General features: G+C 64.5%; 14 protein-coding genes. 2 read left to right on the forward strand and 12 right to left on the reverse strand.

Annotated elements, in window-relative coordinates; genetic code table 11:
- Nucleotides 1-43: 43 nt before the first annotated feature.
- Nucleotides 44-658, forward strand: a complete 615-nt coding sequence (locus tag ASG25_RS04250) for a LysE family translocator (RefSeq protein ID WP_062469641.1) — start codon at nt 44-46, stop codon at nt 656-658.
- A gap of 456 nt (nt 659-1,114) precedes the next feature.
- Here the strand turns inward: ASG25_RS04250 and ASG25_RS04255 are convergent, their stop codons facing one another.
- The 6 genes from ASG25_RS04255 to ASG25_RS04280 all read right to left on the reverse strand — a co-directional run bounded on the left by ASG25_RS04255 (nt 1,115) and on the right by ASG25_RS04280 (nt 5,432).
- The gene (locus ASG25_RS04255) at nt 1,115-1,600 is read right to left on the reverse strand and encodes a F0F1 ATP synthase subunit B (RefSeq protein WP_200934684.1); all 486 of its coding nucleotides are present in this window, start codon (nt 1,598-1,600) and stop codon (nt 1,115-1,117) included.
- Between the two features lie 18 nt (nt 1,601-1,618).
- Entirely contained in the window at nt 1,619-2,227 is a 609-nt protein-coding gene (locus ASG25_RS04260) for a F0F1 ATP synthase subunit B (protein WP_062469648.1), read from the reverse strand.
- Between the two features lie 158 nt (nt 2,228-2,385).
- On the reverse strand, nt 2,386-2,613 hold the full coding sequence (locus ASG25_RS04265) for a F0F1 ATP synthase subunit C (protein WP_056332699.1): 228 nt from the start codon (nt 2,611-2,613) through the stop codon (nt 2,386-2,388).
- Between the two features lie 79 nt (nt 2,614-2,692).
- Nucleotides 2,693-3,418, reverse strand: coding sequence for a F0F1 ATP synthase subunit A (locus tag ASG25_RS04270; protein WP_062469651.1), 726 nt, complete (start codon nt 3,416-3,418; stop codon nt 2,693-2,695).
- A gap of 91 nt (nt 3,419-3,509) precedes the next feature.
- Complete coding sequence (locus ASG25_RS04275; protein WP_062469654.1) at nt 3,510-3,881, reverse strand: AtpZ/AtpI family protein; 372 nt, start codon at nt 3,879-3,881, stop codon at nt 3,510-3,512.
- A gap of 342 nt (nt 3,882-4,223) precedes the next feature.
- Nucleotides 4,224-5,432 (reverse strand): cell wall hydrolase, encoded by a 1,209-nt coding sequence (locus ASG25_RS04280; protein WP_062469657.1) that lies wholly within the window; start codon nt 5,430-5,432, stop codon nt 4,224-4,226.
- Nucleotides 5,433-6,082: 650 nt separating this feature from the next.
- On the opposite strand from ASG25_RS04280, the gene ASG25_RS04285 reads away from it, so the two are divergent.
- The gene (locus ASG25_RS04285; RefSeq protein ID WP_210168454.1) at nt 6,083-6,340 is read left to right on the forward strand and encodes a hypothetical protein; all 258 of its coding nucleotides are present in this window, start codon (nt 6,083-6,085) and stop codon (nt 6,338-6,340) included.
- A 48-nt stretch (nt 6,341-6,388) separates the two neighbouring features.
- Here ASG25_RS04285 and ASG25_RS04290 read toward each other — a convergent pair whose 3' ends face one another.
- From ASG25_RS04290 to ASG25_RS04315, 6 genes are all read right to left on the reverse strand, one after another.
- On the reverse strand, nt 6,389-8,425 hold the full coding sequence (locus tag ASG25_RS04290; RefSeq protein ID WP_244479307.1) for a potassium transporter Kup: 2,037 nt from the start codon (nt 8,423-8,425) through the stop codon (nt 6,389-6,391).
- An 18-nt stretch (nt 8,426-8,443) separates the two neighbouring features.
- Nucleotides 8,444-9,421 carry a magnesium transporter CorA family protein gene (locus tag ASG25_RS04295; protein WP_062469663.1) on the reverse strand — a complete coding sequence of 326 codons (978 nt, stop codon included), beginning with the start codon at nt 9,419-9,421 and terminating at the stop codon, nt 8,444-8,446.
- Nucleotides 9,422-9,912: 491 nt separating this feature from the next.
- A complete protein-coding gene (locus ASG25_RS04300; RefSeq protein ID WP_082479905.1) occupies nt 9,913-11,133 on the reverse strand; it encodes an Mrp/NBP35 family ATP-binding protein in 1,221 nt (406 codons plus the stop codon).
- 421 nt (nt 11,134-11,554) lie between these two features.
- Entirely contained in the window at nt 11,555-12,325 is a 771-nt protein-coding gene (locus ASG25_RS04305; protein WP_062469669.1) for a LuxR family transcriptional regulator, read from the reverse strand.
- A 96-nt stretch (nt 12,326-12,421) separates the two neighbouring features.
- Nucleotides 12,422-13,159: an autoinducer binding domain-containing protein gene (locus ASG25_RS04310; RefSeq protein WP_062469672.1), complete on the reverse strand. Its 738-nt coding sequence runs from the start codon at nt 13,157-13,159 to the stop codon at nt 12,422-12,424.
- A gap of 198 nt (nt 13,160-13,357) precedes the next feature.
- Nucleotides 13,358-14,260 carry an IclR family transcriptional regulator gene (locus ASG25_RS04315; protein ID WP_082479906.1) on the reverse strand — a complete coding sequence of 301 codons (903 nt, stop codon included), beginning with the start codon at nt 14,258-14,260 and terminating at the stop codon, nt 13,358-13,360.
- Between the last annotated feature and the right edge of the window lie 134 nt (nt 14,261-14,394).

Raw genomic sequence — 14,394 nt, forward strand, 5'->3', positions numbered from 1 at the left:
GCGGTACATTCGCCGCGAGAAGATCGACCCCAAGGAGATCGACATGGATGCCGTCACGCTTCTTGCCTTCGCCCTGACCTTCTTCGTCTTTGCCGCCAGTCCCGGACCGGACAACATGACGATCGTGCTGCGCACTCTCTCGCACGGTCCCGCCTCCGGCCTGGCCTATGGTGCGGGGACCGTTGCGGGTATCCTCGTTTTCCTGACCCTCGCCGCCTTCGGGCTTTCGGTGCTGGCGACCGAAATGGGCGCCGTCATGACCGTGCTCCGGTTCGCCGGGGCCGCCTATCTCATCTGGATGGGTCTCCGGCTCTGGACCGCGCCGCCGGAGCTTCCGCAGATGCAGGCCGTCTCCGAACGCGGCAGCCTTGCCGCCGTCTTCTGCACGGGCGTCGCGCTCAACCTCGGAAACCCGAAGATGCCGCTGTTCTACCTCGCGCTGCTGCCGAACGTGGTGGGGACGACGTTCACGGCAACGACGCTGCTCGAGCTCGCGGCAGTCATCCTCGCGGTCGAAGCGGTCGTCATCGGCGGCCACGTGCTTCTCGCCACGCGGGCGCGCCGTCTGTTGCGCACGCCGACGATCCTCCGCCGGGTCAACCGCGCCGCCGGCGGGCTGATGATCGGCATGGGCCTTGGGATCGTCGCCGCGCGGTGAGGATGAGAACTGGGCGTTGCGGATGGGAGTTGGCCGCCGAGAGCCGGCGCGTTAGTGCGCGGCCCCTTGTCCGAAGACCGCTAAAGCGCGTTGCGTAAAAAGAGATTCACGCAACGCGCTTTACGCTCTTGTTTTAACGCATGTCGTTTCCCGAAACCGCTGCACGCTTTCGGGCGACATGCATGAGCGTCTCCTGCCCGTGGTGCGAAAGCCCACCCGTGGTGCGCGAGAACACGCCGCATCGCTTCCGTCCTATGCGGATCGGCCAAGCGGCCCGCGCCCCCACTGTGTGGAGAGGGTACAGATGTCCAACGACGGAGATGCGGCTGCCTCGACCGACCGGATCCAAAAGAAAAAAGGCCGGCACATGGCCAGCCTTTCGTTCAGGTCGCGGGATGTCTGAAACCGTGTGGCTCGGACCGTCGGGCTTCGACGCCGGTCCGGCGTCGGAGACGCTTAGTTCAGCCGTGCCTTGACGTCGCCGATCGCGTTGGCGAAGAGGGCCTGCTGGGTCGGGGCATCGGCTTTCGCCACGATGACGCGCTCGGCGGCGGCGATCGCGATATCGACGGCCGTGGCGCGCACGGCGTTGATGGCGTCCGTCTCGGCCTGGCGGATCTTCTGCTCGGACAGAGCGGTGCGGCGGGTGACGAACTCTTCCGTCTTCACCTTGGCATCGGCCGTCAGGGCTTCGGCTTCGCGCGTTGCGGCGGCAACGATGTTGGCGGCCTCCGCTTCGGCTTCCTTGCGCTTCTTCTGGTATTCCACCAGCAGAGCCTGGGCTTCCTCACGGAGGCGCTTGGCTTCGTCGAGTTCGTTGCGAATGCGGACCGCACGTTCGTCGAGCTGCTTGCCCATCTTGCCGGGTACCTTCAGGTACACGATGAGAGCGAGGAAGAGCACGAGGCCGACGGTGGCCCAGAATGTGGCCAGAGAGGTCAAATCCATCTGTCGTCTCCCTTATTCTGCCGCAGCCTTGACGGCGGATGCGATTTCGTTGCGCGGGACGTCGCGCCCGAGCAGCTGCTCGACGACGGCAGCGGCGGTCTCTTCGGCGATCGCACCGACATCGGCAAGCGCGCTCGCCTTGATGTCCGCGATGCGGCTTTCGGCAGCAGCGATCTTGTCGTTGAGGGCGACTTCGACGGCCGCGCGGTCGGCGGCGGCCTTGACCTTTGCGGCCTCGCGGGCGCTGGCGGCAATGGCGTTGCCCTTGGCGCGGGCGGCGGCCAGTTCCTGCTCGTAGGACGCGATGGCGGCATCGGCTTCGGCCTTGGAGCGCGAGGCGGCGTCGAGATCGCGGGCGATGGCATCATGGCGTGTCGCGAGGATAGTGGCGATCCGCGGCATGATCACCTTCTGCATCAGCAGATAGAACAGGCCGAACGTGATCGCCAGCCACACGAGCTGCGATGCGAATGTGGATTGGTCGAAAGGCGGGAACACGCCGGAGCCGTGGCCGCCTTCTGATGCGACACCGGTTTCGGTGTGCACCTCGCCAGGCGCGGCGTGGGGTGTCTCGCCCTCGGGAGGTGTGGTTGACTGGGCATAGGCCGCGGTCACGAACATGCTCATCTCCAGGGGCAACTCAAAAGGCCACGCGCATGTCCCCCTCGATATCGACGGAGACTGGCGGCACTGTAAAAGGATGACGGGCCGCGAGCGTTCGCGGCACCGTCAAGATGTGTTGGGCCGCAACATGTCGCGACCCGCCGTGCTCGACTGTCTTAGACGGCGAACAGGAGGAGCAGGGCTACGAGCAGCGAGAAGATGCCCAGAGCTTCCGTAACGGCGAAGCCGAATACGAGGCGGCCGAACTGGCTGTCGGCTGCCGACGGGTTGCGAAGTGCGCCCGAGAGGTAGCTGCCGAAGATGTTGCCGAGGCCGAGAGCCGTGCCGGCCATGCCGAGGCATGCCAGACCCGCGCCGATGTACTTTGCTGCTTCCGCTTCCATGTTGATCTCCTTGAGAAGGGTTGTTGCGGCTTTTCTTGGCAGGCGCGGCGATGGGCTGCCGGCCTGCGTGACTTATTCCTCAGTGACCGCCCGGATGGACCGCGTCGTTCAGGTACATGCAGGTGAGTACCGCGAAGACATAGGCCTGAAGGAAGGCGACGAGGAATTCGAGACCCGTGAGCGCCACGGTCATGATGAGAGGCAGGATGGCGCCGCCGATGCCGAGTGCACCCATGGTGCCGAGCGATGCGACGAAGCCTGCAAAGACCTTCAGCGTGATGTGGCCGGCCAGCATGTTGGCGAAGAGACGGACCGAAAGGCTGATGGGGCGCGACAGGAACGAGATGATTTCGATGGCGACGACGAGCGGCAGCAGGATGCCGGGCACGCCGGAGGGCACGAAGACCTTCAGGAAGCCGAAGCCGTGCTTGTAGAAGCCGTAGACCAGGACCGTGCCGATGACGAACAGCGCCAGGGCGAAGGTGACGATGATCTGGCTGGTGATGGTGAAGAAGTAGGGCACCATGCCGAGGAGGTTCGCCGTCAGGATGAACATGAACAGCGAGAAGACCATCGGGAAGAAGTGCATGCCGTGGCTGCCGGCGCCTTCGCGCAGCATCGAGGCGATGAATTCGTAGGAGAGTTCCGACACCGACTGCATGCGGCCCGGGACGACCGAGCGCGAGGTCGTGGTGAGGTAGAGGAAGCCGATGGCGAGGACCAGGGTCGCGACCATGAACAGGGAGGCGTTGGTGAAAGAGAGATTCAAGCCGCCGATGTGAATCGGGACGATCTCGTTGATCATAAACTGGTGGGTCGGATCTACCTTATCGCCTGCCACTGTCGTTCTCTTTCGCTCTCAGCCGCGCGAAGCGGTTGTTTCCCGTTGCCGCGCCTTATCGGGCGCCGCCATCCTTGTTGTCGTCGCCCTGCCGCTCGCCGACACGATCGGCCGGATGGGGCGAAGCCACCATGCCTGCAGACCGCATGACGTTCAGCACGCCAGCGCAAAAGCCGAGGAGGAGAAGGACGATCATCCCCCAGGGCCCTGTACCCGCAAAAGTATCCAGAAGATAGCCCAGAAGCGCCCCGACAATGACGGCCGCCACGAATTCGCTCGAAAGCTTGATCGCGACCTGGTAGCCCTTGCGGTTGCCCGCCGCCCGCGCCTCGTCCGCCGCGTCGCGGCTGTCGTTGCCGCGCCGTTCCGACAGCTCGGCATCAAGGCGCCTGCGCCGTTCCTCCAGACCTTCGTTCCCGTTCGTCATGTGGCCCCTCCCCCGCATCTCCGTCTCCGTGATAAACCACGGAAGCGGCCACACAAAGGCCCGAATTGAAGCCACTCTCGGCCCGTTTGAAGTCGGCCGCACCATAGTTTTGGCGTCGCGCATAGTCAAGGCGAAGCCATGCCTTGGTAAGCGACAATATTCGACTGACAAATCAACGTGTTGCGATCGGAAAGTTGCGGCCCGGCGGAATCTGTCCCCAGCTGTTGCGGGCAAAGCGCCCCCGGCCTGCGCCGATGCATGTGCGAGCGCCGTCACGGAAACGCCCGCAGGGCCGGTGGCCGCCTGCGGGCGTTTCCACGCGATTCTCGTCTGCGGGCGCGATCAGCTCCAGCCGCCGCCATAGGTGCGGTAGAAGATGTGTTTCCCGATCTGCGTGAGGCGTTTCATGGTCGGACCCCAGTCCGGGCGGACATAGGTCGCGTGGTAATGCGTGGCGGAGCCGACTTCGGGCAGCCAGATCTTGCCGGCAGTCACGGCGAGCGCGATTTCCTTGGCCGTCTGCCAATGCGCCAGCGACCAGACGATGTCGGGGATGCGGTCGCAGGCAAACGAGAACTGGCAGCGATTATAGAGGTTCTTGTTCTGGTAGACGACGCCGCAGATCGTGCCGGGATAGGTCGGATTGCGCACGCGGTTGAGGATGACCTGCGCGACGGCCGCCTGCCCCTTCACCGATTCTCCGCGGGATTCAAAGTAGATGCCCGCCGTCAGGCACTTCTGCTCCGGCTCGCTGAAGGCGTCGGCCGGCAGCGGATTGGCAGCCCAGGCGTGATCCTCGGGCGAGATGTCCGGGATGAAGCGACCGCCGGCGGCATCGTCCTTCAGGATCGAATCGAACGGCGATTCGCGGGCATAGTCCGGGGCGGCAGGGGCGTAGGCGGTCGCCAGGATATCGGCATGCTGGTTCGTGACGAGGCTCGCGATCATCGGCGACATCGTGTCGTCGCGCTTCGGCGGCGCTTTCTTGTAGAACGCGGTGGCGATCTCGATTTCCTGGCCGCGAATCTTCGGGCGGGCAAAGACCATGCGGTCCTGCGTATCGAACAGCGGCGTCGTCAGCGCGCTGGTGCGCTGGAGGATGGAGCCGGCAGAAAAGTCCTTGGGCGGCGTAACCGGGACGACGGTGACGATCCGGCCCTTCTTGTCCCGGCGGTTGACGCGGTCCTCGTCGGTGCGCGGATCCGACTGCTTGTCGGCGGAGGCGAGCGAGACCTTGCCGCCGTCCGGCAGCGTCATGCCGGCGCCGTCGCCGAGCGCGGCCGTGGTGATCGGATCGTTGAACACCATCTCGGCTTCGTGCAGGGAGCCGGCCGGAGACGCGGTCATGTGCATCCGCCACCGCTCGCCGCCCCGGTTAATGCCGGAGAGGAAGGTGGCAAGATCGGCATGGGCGGACACGCTGGGAAAGGCGACGAAAAGGCCGAGCGCGATGAGGAGCGGCGCGGACCAGCGCCGTGCCGGCCTCGACGACGCCTGTTCCGGAGACGCCGACAGCGGAAACTGGTCCTGGGACCGAACTCTCTGACGCATATTCTGACGCACAGGCAACTCCACGCCCACTCGGGTAAGGCACACGCGCAAGAGCCCTCGCCCGGCCGAGGCTATCGGCCGGAACGCGTTTTCCGCGAACATCCATCGAAATTGCAGGTCCGGCTTGGTCATCCGAAGCGCCGCCAGGGGCCTGCTCTGCGGATGACAATGAAGCATTAACCTTAATGGCGGGTAAACGACGCACCCGGGGCCAAAGTGACGGACATGCCTCATTTGGGGGATGCCGACTTTGTAATGATCGGCTAAGGTTAGGGTATTGCGACATCCAACAACCGCCGCGTGCCCTGACGTAAAGAGGGAGCCGGCATTGTTCTTTCGAAACAACGGCCGCTTCGCGGCACCCATTTTTATAGAGCCGTTATGAACAATCGATTTTCAACGCGCCTCCGCGTCGTCACGCCTGCCGTCCGTCTGCTGCCCCAAGCACCGCGTGCGAAGGGTTAGGTCCGATGACGCGACATCCAGCGGCCCCGCAGCCGCCCCGTTTGCAGCCACCTCATTTGCAGCCACCCCGTTCAGGCGTTTTCGCCCGCTTCGGAGACCGGCCAAGAGCCATGCGGCGATCGGCCATCTGCGCCGCCTGCCTCTGGATTGCGACGGCGGGATGCGCCGTTGTGGAAACGGGACGAGTGCGGGATCTGGCCCTTCGATCCCTGCTGTGGCTCGCTATCGCCGCAACGGCCCTCTGGATCGTGCACATCCTCGCCTTCGCCGTCCGGAGCATGCGGACGGCCGACACGGTCGATGGAAGTGCCGGTCAGGCGGCGCCGGTCCTCTTTGCGGAACTCGTCCTCAGCGGCATCGTCATTTCGCTCTTCCCCAACCTGTCTCCGACCCAGGCCGATGACGGCGCCGATGACGGCGACTGTCCCGATCACGGCGCCTGATCCGAGGCGTCGGCGTGCGATCACTGGCCTCGGACAGCAAGCCGCAGGTCAGATGATGACGTGCGATCCCAGTTCCACCACGCGGTTCGTGGGCAGGCGGAAATAATCGGACGGATCGATCGCGGCATTGGCCATGGCGATGAACAGCCGATCCTGCCATTCGGGCATGCCGGACTGCGCGTCGGGCACCAGCTTGCGCCGGCCGAGATAGAAGGAGGTCGACATGATGTCGAACTTCAATCCGGTCTTGCGGAACAGGCCGAGCGTCTGCGACACATTCTGCGTTTCCATGAAGCCGAAGCGCATTTCGAGCAGGCTGAACCGGTCCGACAGTTTCGTCGCGCTGACGCGGTGCTGCTTGGAGACCACCGGGGTGTTCGTCGTGCGGATGGTCAGGATGAAGTTCTGCGCATGCAGGACGTGATTGTGCTTGATGTTGTGCAGCAGGGCGGCCGGTGCGGAATCCGGATCGCTGGTCAGGAAGATCGCGGTGCCCGGAACCTCGACGGGCGCATGCTCGCTCTTGCGCTCGATGGACTTGATGAAGGCGGCGAGCGGAATGTTGGTGTGGCGCGTCTTGTCCTGCAGGATCTTGGTGCCGCGGCGCCAGGTCCACATGACGAGCACGAAGCTGGCGGCGATCATGACGGGCACGTAGCCGCCGTCGTGGATCTTGAGGAGGTTGGCCCCCAGGAAGATTGATTCGAGCAGCAGCAGCGGCGTCAGCAGGATGATGGCGAGCGCCAGCGGCCAGCGCCAGCGCATGCGCACGAACTGGAACGCGAGCAACGTATCCACCACCATGGCGCCGGTAACCGAAATTCCGTAGGCCGTGGCGAGCGATTCGGACGAGCCGAAGATGAAGACGAGCGCCATGACGCCGAACATCAGGATGATGTTGACGTTGGGCACGTAGATCTGCCCGGTGTTGGTTTCCGACGTGTGGAGGATGGCCATGCGCGGCAGAAAGCCGAGATTGATGGCCTGCCGGGTCAGCGAGAAGGCACCCGTGATGACCGCCTGGGCGGCGATGATGGTGGCCGCGGTGGCCAGGATCACGATGGGCAGCAGCGCCCATTCCGGGAACATCAGGTAGAAGGGATCCGACATCGCCTCCGGGTGCTTCAGCACCATGGCGCCCTGCCCCAGATAGTTCAGCGCCAGAGCCGGGAAGACCAGGCAGATCCAGGCGCCCTGAATCGGTCGTCGGCCGAAGTGGCCGAGATCGGCGTAGAGCGCCTCGGCGCCGGTCACCGTGAGGAACACGGCGCCGAGCACGACGATGCCGACGAAGCCCGCGTGAATGAGAAAGCGCACCGCGTGATAGGGATTGAACGCGGCGAGGATGCCGTAATCATCGTGGATATGGCTGAAGCCGATGACGGCCAGCACGACGAACCAGACGAGCATGATCGGCCCGAAGAACTTGGAGACCGCCTCCGTGCCGCGCGACTGGACCGCAAACAGCGCGAGGAGGATGACGACCGAGATCGGCACGACATAGTCGCTGAAGGAGGGCGCGACGAGCTTCAGCCCCTCGACGGCCGAGAGCACGGACAGTGCCGGCGCGATGATCGCGTCGCCCATGAACAGGGCGGCCCCCGCGATGCCCATGAAGAAGAGATAGGCCGAATGTCCGCGCGTGAACTTCATCAACAGCGCCAGCAGCGAGAGCGTCCCGCCCTCGCCGTTGTTGTCGGCGCGCAGGAGGAAGATGACATATTTCAGCGTGACGATGATGGTCAGCGTCCAGAGCATCAGCGATACGAGGCCGATGATCTCCCCGCGCGTCACGCCATCCGCCGCCACCGGACGCAGCGCCTCGCGGAAGGCATAGAGCGGGCTCGTGCCGATATCGCCGTAGACGACGCCGATCGAACCGATGGCGAGCCCGATATAGCCGTGCTTTCCGCCATGCGCATCGTGATCGGCGTGGCCCTGCGCCGCCCCGTGGGCCCCGTGGGCCTCGCCATGCGCCTGCTGCTGGGCATGCTGCTGGGCATGCTGTTGCGCCTGCTCATGGGCCAGGCTGGCATCCGCCGCCGTTCCCAAGCTCTCGGGAGCCTTGATATCCTTGTGCGCCATGCGAGATGATCCGGCTCTTCAGAGCCAGCCTTTCCAGCGGAAGATATAGAACGGGACGATGGCCGAGACTACCATGGCGAGAAGCGCCATCGGATAGCCATAGGTCCAGTGAAGTTCGGGCATGACATCGAAGTTCATGCCGTAGAGCGAGGCAACGAGCGTCGGCGGCAGGAAGACCACCGACGCGATGGAGAAGATCTTGATGATCGCGTTCTGCTCGACGCTGATGAGGCCGAGCGAAGCATCGAGAAGAAAGGTGATGTTGCCGAAGATGAAGGAGGCGTGCTCCGACAGCGATTGCACGTCGCGGGTTACGGTCCGGCAGAGTTCCTTGGCTTCGCGCGTCTCCTGCAGGGCCGGCACCGTATAGAGGAAGGTGAGCACGCGCGCCAGAGAGGCAAGGCTGTCGCGGGTCTTTGCCACGAGGCGGTGATGCGCGGCGACGTCGAGCAGGCGCGCCTCGAGATAATGCGGCGGCCGGCGCTTGTTCTGGGTGCGGTCTCCGAAGACCTGCTGCGACAGCTTGTCGAGGCTGGCGACGGCCTGTTCCAGGATTTCGGCGGTGCGATCGGAGATCGTCTCGAACAGCCGGGCGAGCATCAGGGCGCCATTGGGGCAGCCGCCGACGATCCGCGGCAGCCCGCTGCGAAAGAGATCGAACGCCTTGGGCTTGTCGTAGCGCACGGTGATGAGCTTGCCGCGCGCGAGCACGAAGGCGACGTCGGTGATGTCGGGATGACCGCTGTCGGCACGACAGACGAGCGACGCCGTCATGAACACGGCATCGCTGGTCGTGTACATGCGGCTGGAGGGTTCGATATCTTTCAGGTCTTCACGGGTGGGAATCTCGATCTCGAGATAGCGCTCGATCATGTGATCCTCCGCGCGGTCCGGACACAGCATGTCGATCCAGACGATATCGTCGGGAATGCTCGTCGGTGCCGACGCAGCATCGATGATCATCGCCTCGCCGCGGGCGTCATAGACAGTGATCATGGCGTAAACCTCGTACCGCGGCTGTGACGGCGAGGGTCACGCGGGCGTGCGGAAATATCTCTGGGCGTGAACGGCGAAAGGCAGTGCTGGACGTTGGACCCTGACGAACGGACTTTTCGAGACGTGGACGGCAAACCGGACCTGAGACCACCGGCGAAACGGAAACGACAGGCACGAGACCCCCGGCGTTGCGGCCAGCAGGCGCGTCCCGAAGGCGGTCCGTCCGCTCGGGGGTCGCGACCGACCGGCGTGCGGAGAGGCATATGACGCATGGTCCTTCGAAAATCAACCGCCATCCGGTCCCGCGCCACCCTTTCGCCACAGGACTTAACGGCGGCGGGGACAGCCATGTCAATCGGCGATGTCGATTGCGCACCGCAATCAGCGATCTCGACCGGCGCTCTCGACCAGCGATTTCAAGCGGTGATGGACCGCGTGCCTTCGATGCCCGGCGGATACCCGGGGGACGCCCCGGGCCGTCCGGCGCCGCCCTATTCGAATACGATCGACGGCATCTCGCGCGACGTGTCGGCCTTGGCCGCCGAGACCTGGTCCCAGACCCGGGTGGCGATCTCGCGGTAGACGGCGGCGACGGGCCCGTCCGGCTCCAGCGCCACCAGCGGCGTGCCGGCATCCGACGTCTCCCGGATGGCAATGGTCAGCGGCACTTCGCCGAGGAAGGGAACGCCGATCCGCTCCGCTTCCGAGCGGGCGCCGCCATGGCCGAAGATGTCGTAGCGGGCGCCGGTATCCGGTGCGATGAAATAGCTCATGTTCTCGACGATCCCGAGCACCGGCACCTCGACCTTGCGGAACATGGCCAGTCCCTTCCGCGCATCGATCAGGGCGAGATCCTGCGGCGTGGAGACGATGACGGCGCCGGCCAACGGCACCTGCTGCGCCATCGTCAGCTGGGCATCGCCGGTGCCTGGCGGCATGTCGACCACGAGGACGTCGAGCTCGCCCCAGGCGACTTCCCGCAGCATCTGCAGCAAAGCCGACTGGATCATCGGGCCGCGCCAGATCATCGCGACCTCCTCGTCGACAAGAAAGCCCATCGACATGACCTTGAGGCCGTAATTCTCCATCGGCTTGATCATCTTGCCGCCGATCTGCTCCGGCCGGCCGGAGATCTTCAAAAGACGCGGCATGGAGGGGCCGTAGATATCGGCGTCGAGAATGCCGACCCGCAGACCGTTGGCGTGCAGGGCCAGGGCCAGATTGGCCGACGTGGTGGACTTGCCGACGCCCCCCTTGCCCGATGCGACCGCGATAATGGCGCCGACGCCGGGAATGCCGGCCTTGACGGGGCCCCGCGGCGCGGCGGGAGACGGCGCGCCGCCGCCCTGCGAATGGGAACGGGCGGGGGCATGGGAATGCGCATGGGCGGGCCCTGCTGCTGGACGCGGGCCCGGGGCAGCGGCCGGACGCGGGCTTGCCGTCCCGGCCTTGCGGTCGGCGGTGAGCGCGACCATGGCACCCTTGACGCCGGGGATGTCCTTGACGACGCGTTCGGCCGCAGCGCGCAACGGGTCGAGCTCGCGGGCGCGCTCTGCCGGCACCGTGATGGAGAAATAGACCTTACCATCCGAGATGAAGACGTCGGAGACGAGGCCGAGATCGACGATATTGCCTTCAAGCTCCGGGCCGCGCACGGCTCTCAGGGCTTCGAGGACAATCTCCTTGCTTATCCCGGCATGATCAGCGGCCATTCTCATTTTCCTTGCGCGACGAGACGCGAGACGCGCATCTCCTTGCGGTTAGATAATCGAGCCGGGCCGCTTCGCCAATGACCAATGGCAAAAGACAGGAACCAAAGGCAGGGGCCAAAGGCAGGGATGGGCAGAAAATTGCACCGCAGAGCGCGATGGGCCGAACGACATGACAAAGGCCGCCTTCCGCGTCCGTGTCCGTTCATCCGGGATCACGTCAGCAAAAGACGGCCTTGTTCGCGACCTTCTGGGGCGCAGTTCTTTTTGTAGGGTCCCCTCTGGACCTAACAGAATCGATGCAGGAAGCGTGCCAGTCTGAAACGAACGGGATTTTGGGAGGTTGGCGTCGGCGTGACCTTACATTTGCTCGTTTTGAGAGCAAATCTTCATGCGCCTGCATCTTATTCAGACGCCGGCGCCGTCAACTGATCAGACCGAGGCGCATGGCCTTGACCACCGCCTGGATCCGGTTCACCGCGTCGAGCTTCTTGGCGACATGGTTGAGGTAGTGATTGACCGTGTGTTCGGAAAGGCCGAGAATCTCGGCAATCTCGGAACTGGTCTTGCCGGCCGCCGTCCAGTTCAGACACTGGATCTCGCGCTCAGAGAGGTCGACCTTCTTCTGGTGTCCGTCCATCCCGCCGGAATTGACGAGACGATTGTAGACGCAGAGGCAGATCATGTGCAGATCCGTCATATCCTCGACGGCAAGATCGGCGCTGGGGCTGAGCAGGACGAACACGGCCCGCCCGCCCGCGGCATCGTGCACCGGAAAGAAGAAGGCACCGCGGATTCCGAGATCCCGGGCAAGCGGCGCGTGATCTTCCGTCAGCACCTTGTTCGGGTCCGAGGCGTTTTCCTGCACGACCATGCGGAAGGGTGTCGTGGTGGTTCGCAGAAGGATGAAGGCGGCATCGTCCCGCGGAGAGGCGCCCTCCTCGTACAGCTGCGTGATGTCTTCGGGGACGTTGGAGAGGACGACGATCTGCGAATATCGTGTCTGATCGGCCGTCGGCAGGGTGAAGAGGCTGAAATAGGGAAAGCCGCGGTCGCGCGTGATGCGCGCCATGAAGGCAATGATGTCCTCGCGGCTGCTCAGCCGGGCGATCTCGGCAATGTCGCTTGCCGCATCGCTCGGCGCCGAACCGAAGGATACGATCGGGCTGGTGATGATCCCCGCCGCGTCAGACATCAGACATCCCTGCCCCCGATCCACGCATGACGCGCGCGCGCATCGTGGGCTTTTCCGCCGCGCACGTCATTCCATCACCCCGCACGTCCGCTGCCTTCACGCGATCAACCCGGCCCGGAGAGCCTTGGCGATGGTCTGAACACGGTTGACGCTGTCCAGCTTGCGGGTGGCCCGATCGAGATAGTGATTGACCGTGTATTCGGACAGGCTCAGCAGGCGCGCCATCTCCACGGTGGTCTTTCCGCCCGCCGCGAGGCGCAGGCATTCGATTTCGCGCCGCGACAGGGAGCCGGGGGCGCGCCGCGAGGCCGACCAGATCTCGCTGAGGCGATTGAAGGCATGCCCGGCCACGAAGGTGACGGCGTTCAGCTCCTGCCGGCTGAGTTCCGGCCGGTCGCCCCCGAAGGCCACGGCGCTGCGGCGACCGTCGGCATCATGGACCGGGATGAACACCATGCGCCCGAAACCCGAGCGCGCGAAGAGGCCCTTGGCGCCGGCCCGGGCCGCCATCCGGGCGAAGGCCAGCGGCGAGGTGTTGTCGATGGTGAAGGGAACGGTGCTGATCCGCAGCTGCTCGAAAACCGGGCTGGTCTTCAGCAGCGCCATATCGTCATACTGCTTGACGATCTCCATCGACCAGTTGGTCATCAGAAGGACCTTGCGCAGCGACGGGACCGAACGGGACGGCAGCGACACCACCGCGAAACCCTGAAAGCCGTAATGCGCGCAAATGCTGTCGAACACGCTGCGAACGTCGTTCTCATCATTCAGATCGCCGATGGTCCAGCTCATGCCGGAGACGACGATTTGGGGCGCGACTGACCTCCTACCCATGAAACTTCCTCCGAATCCCCTTGATGGCGCCCGCAGCCAACTCCGTGGCCGACCCCCGAGTTCCATCATCTGAAACGATACCGGTGCCTGTTTTTTCACTCCCGGCGGTCTTCCACATTATATGAAGTCTGTGTGACGTCTACCATCACTTTCTAATTGGTCTGATTTAAACATGATGTTTGTCCTCTAAAAATTCCCTCAGTCCTTGCCTGCCGCGACAGGGGCCAGACCGATCGCCGCGTCGTGGGCCACGGCCGCCGCAACCTCCCGGACAAGCCCGGACCAGGCCTCCAACTGCCCGATGGTGACACGATAGGCCGGTCCTGTGACAGAGATGCCACCGACGACCCCGCCGCCCGCGCCGTCGCCCGTGGCAACGGGCGCCGCGACGCAGCGGATCTCGACCTCGTGTTCTTCCGCGTCGATCGCGTAGCCCTTCTTGCGGATTTCGTCCAGATCCGCAACCAGCGAGCAGCGAGACCGATGGGTGTTCACCGTAAAGGGGTGAAAGGCAATGCCGGCAAGACTGGCGTCGAGCCGCGCCGGCGACAATGCCGACAAGGCGGCCTTGCCCAGTCCCGTACAATAGGCCGGCGAGACGCGCCCGATCTGGCTCTCCATCCGCACGGTCTGGCGGCTCTCTACCTTGTCCAGATAGACGATCTCCGTCTTGCGCAGCACGCCGAGATGGACCGTTTCACCGGTTTCGGCGTGAAGCCGATCGAGATGCGGCCGGGCAATGCGCCTGAGATCGTTGCGCGACCAGGCACGATGGGCGAATGCCAGCAGGCGCAGGCCCGGCTCATAGGCCAGATCGGCACGCTGGACGAGCAAGCCCTCCTCCACCAGATGCGAGAGGTGGCGGTGCAGCGTGCCGCGCGGCTGACGCAAGAGCGCATGAATGTCGGTAAAGCGGAGCGGCGCGTCGGCCGTCGCGACCACCTCGAGCACGGCGAGAGCCTTGCCAAGGGTTCCCGTGTCGCACACGGCCCCGGCGACGCGCCCGGCGTTGCAATCCGCCGCCGCACCATCGCCCAGCGGCTGGTTTTCGCCAAGCGCGTCGATGTCGCCGAGCGCCTGGATGTCGCCGCGCACTGCCATTCGCACTCCCGTCTCTCCGGCACGGGCCAGACCCTGCACCTGGTATCGATGCCTGGGTGCGTTGCCGCTTTCCGCCTTGACACCCCAGCGCGATGTGACCGATATTCCACATAGTAAACGCTTGTTCCGAATAT

Origin of the sequence: Rhizobium sp. Leaf384 (assembly GCF_001424065.1) — a bacterium.
Classification (GTDB): domain Bacteria; phylum Pseudomonadota; class Alphaproteobacteria; order Rhizobiales; family Rhizobiaceae; genus Ferranicluibacter.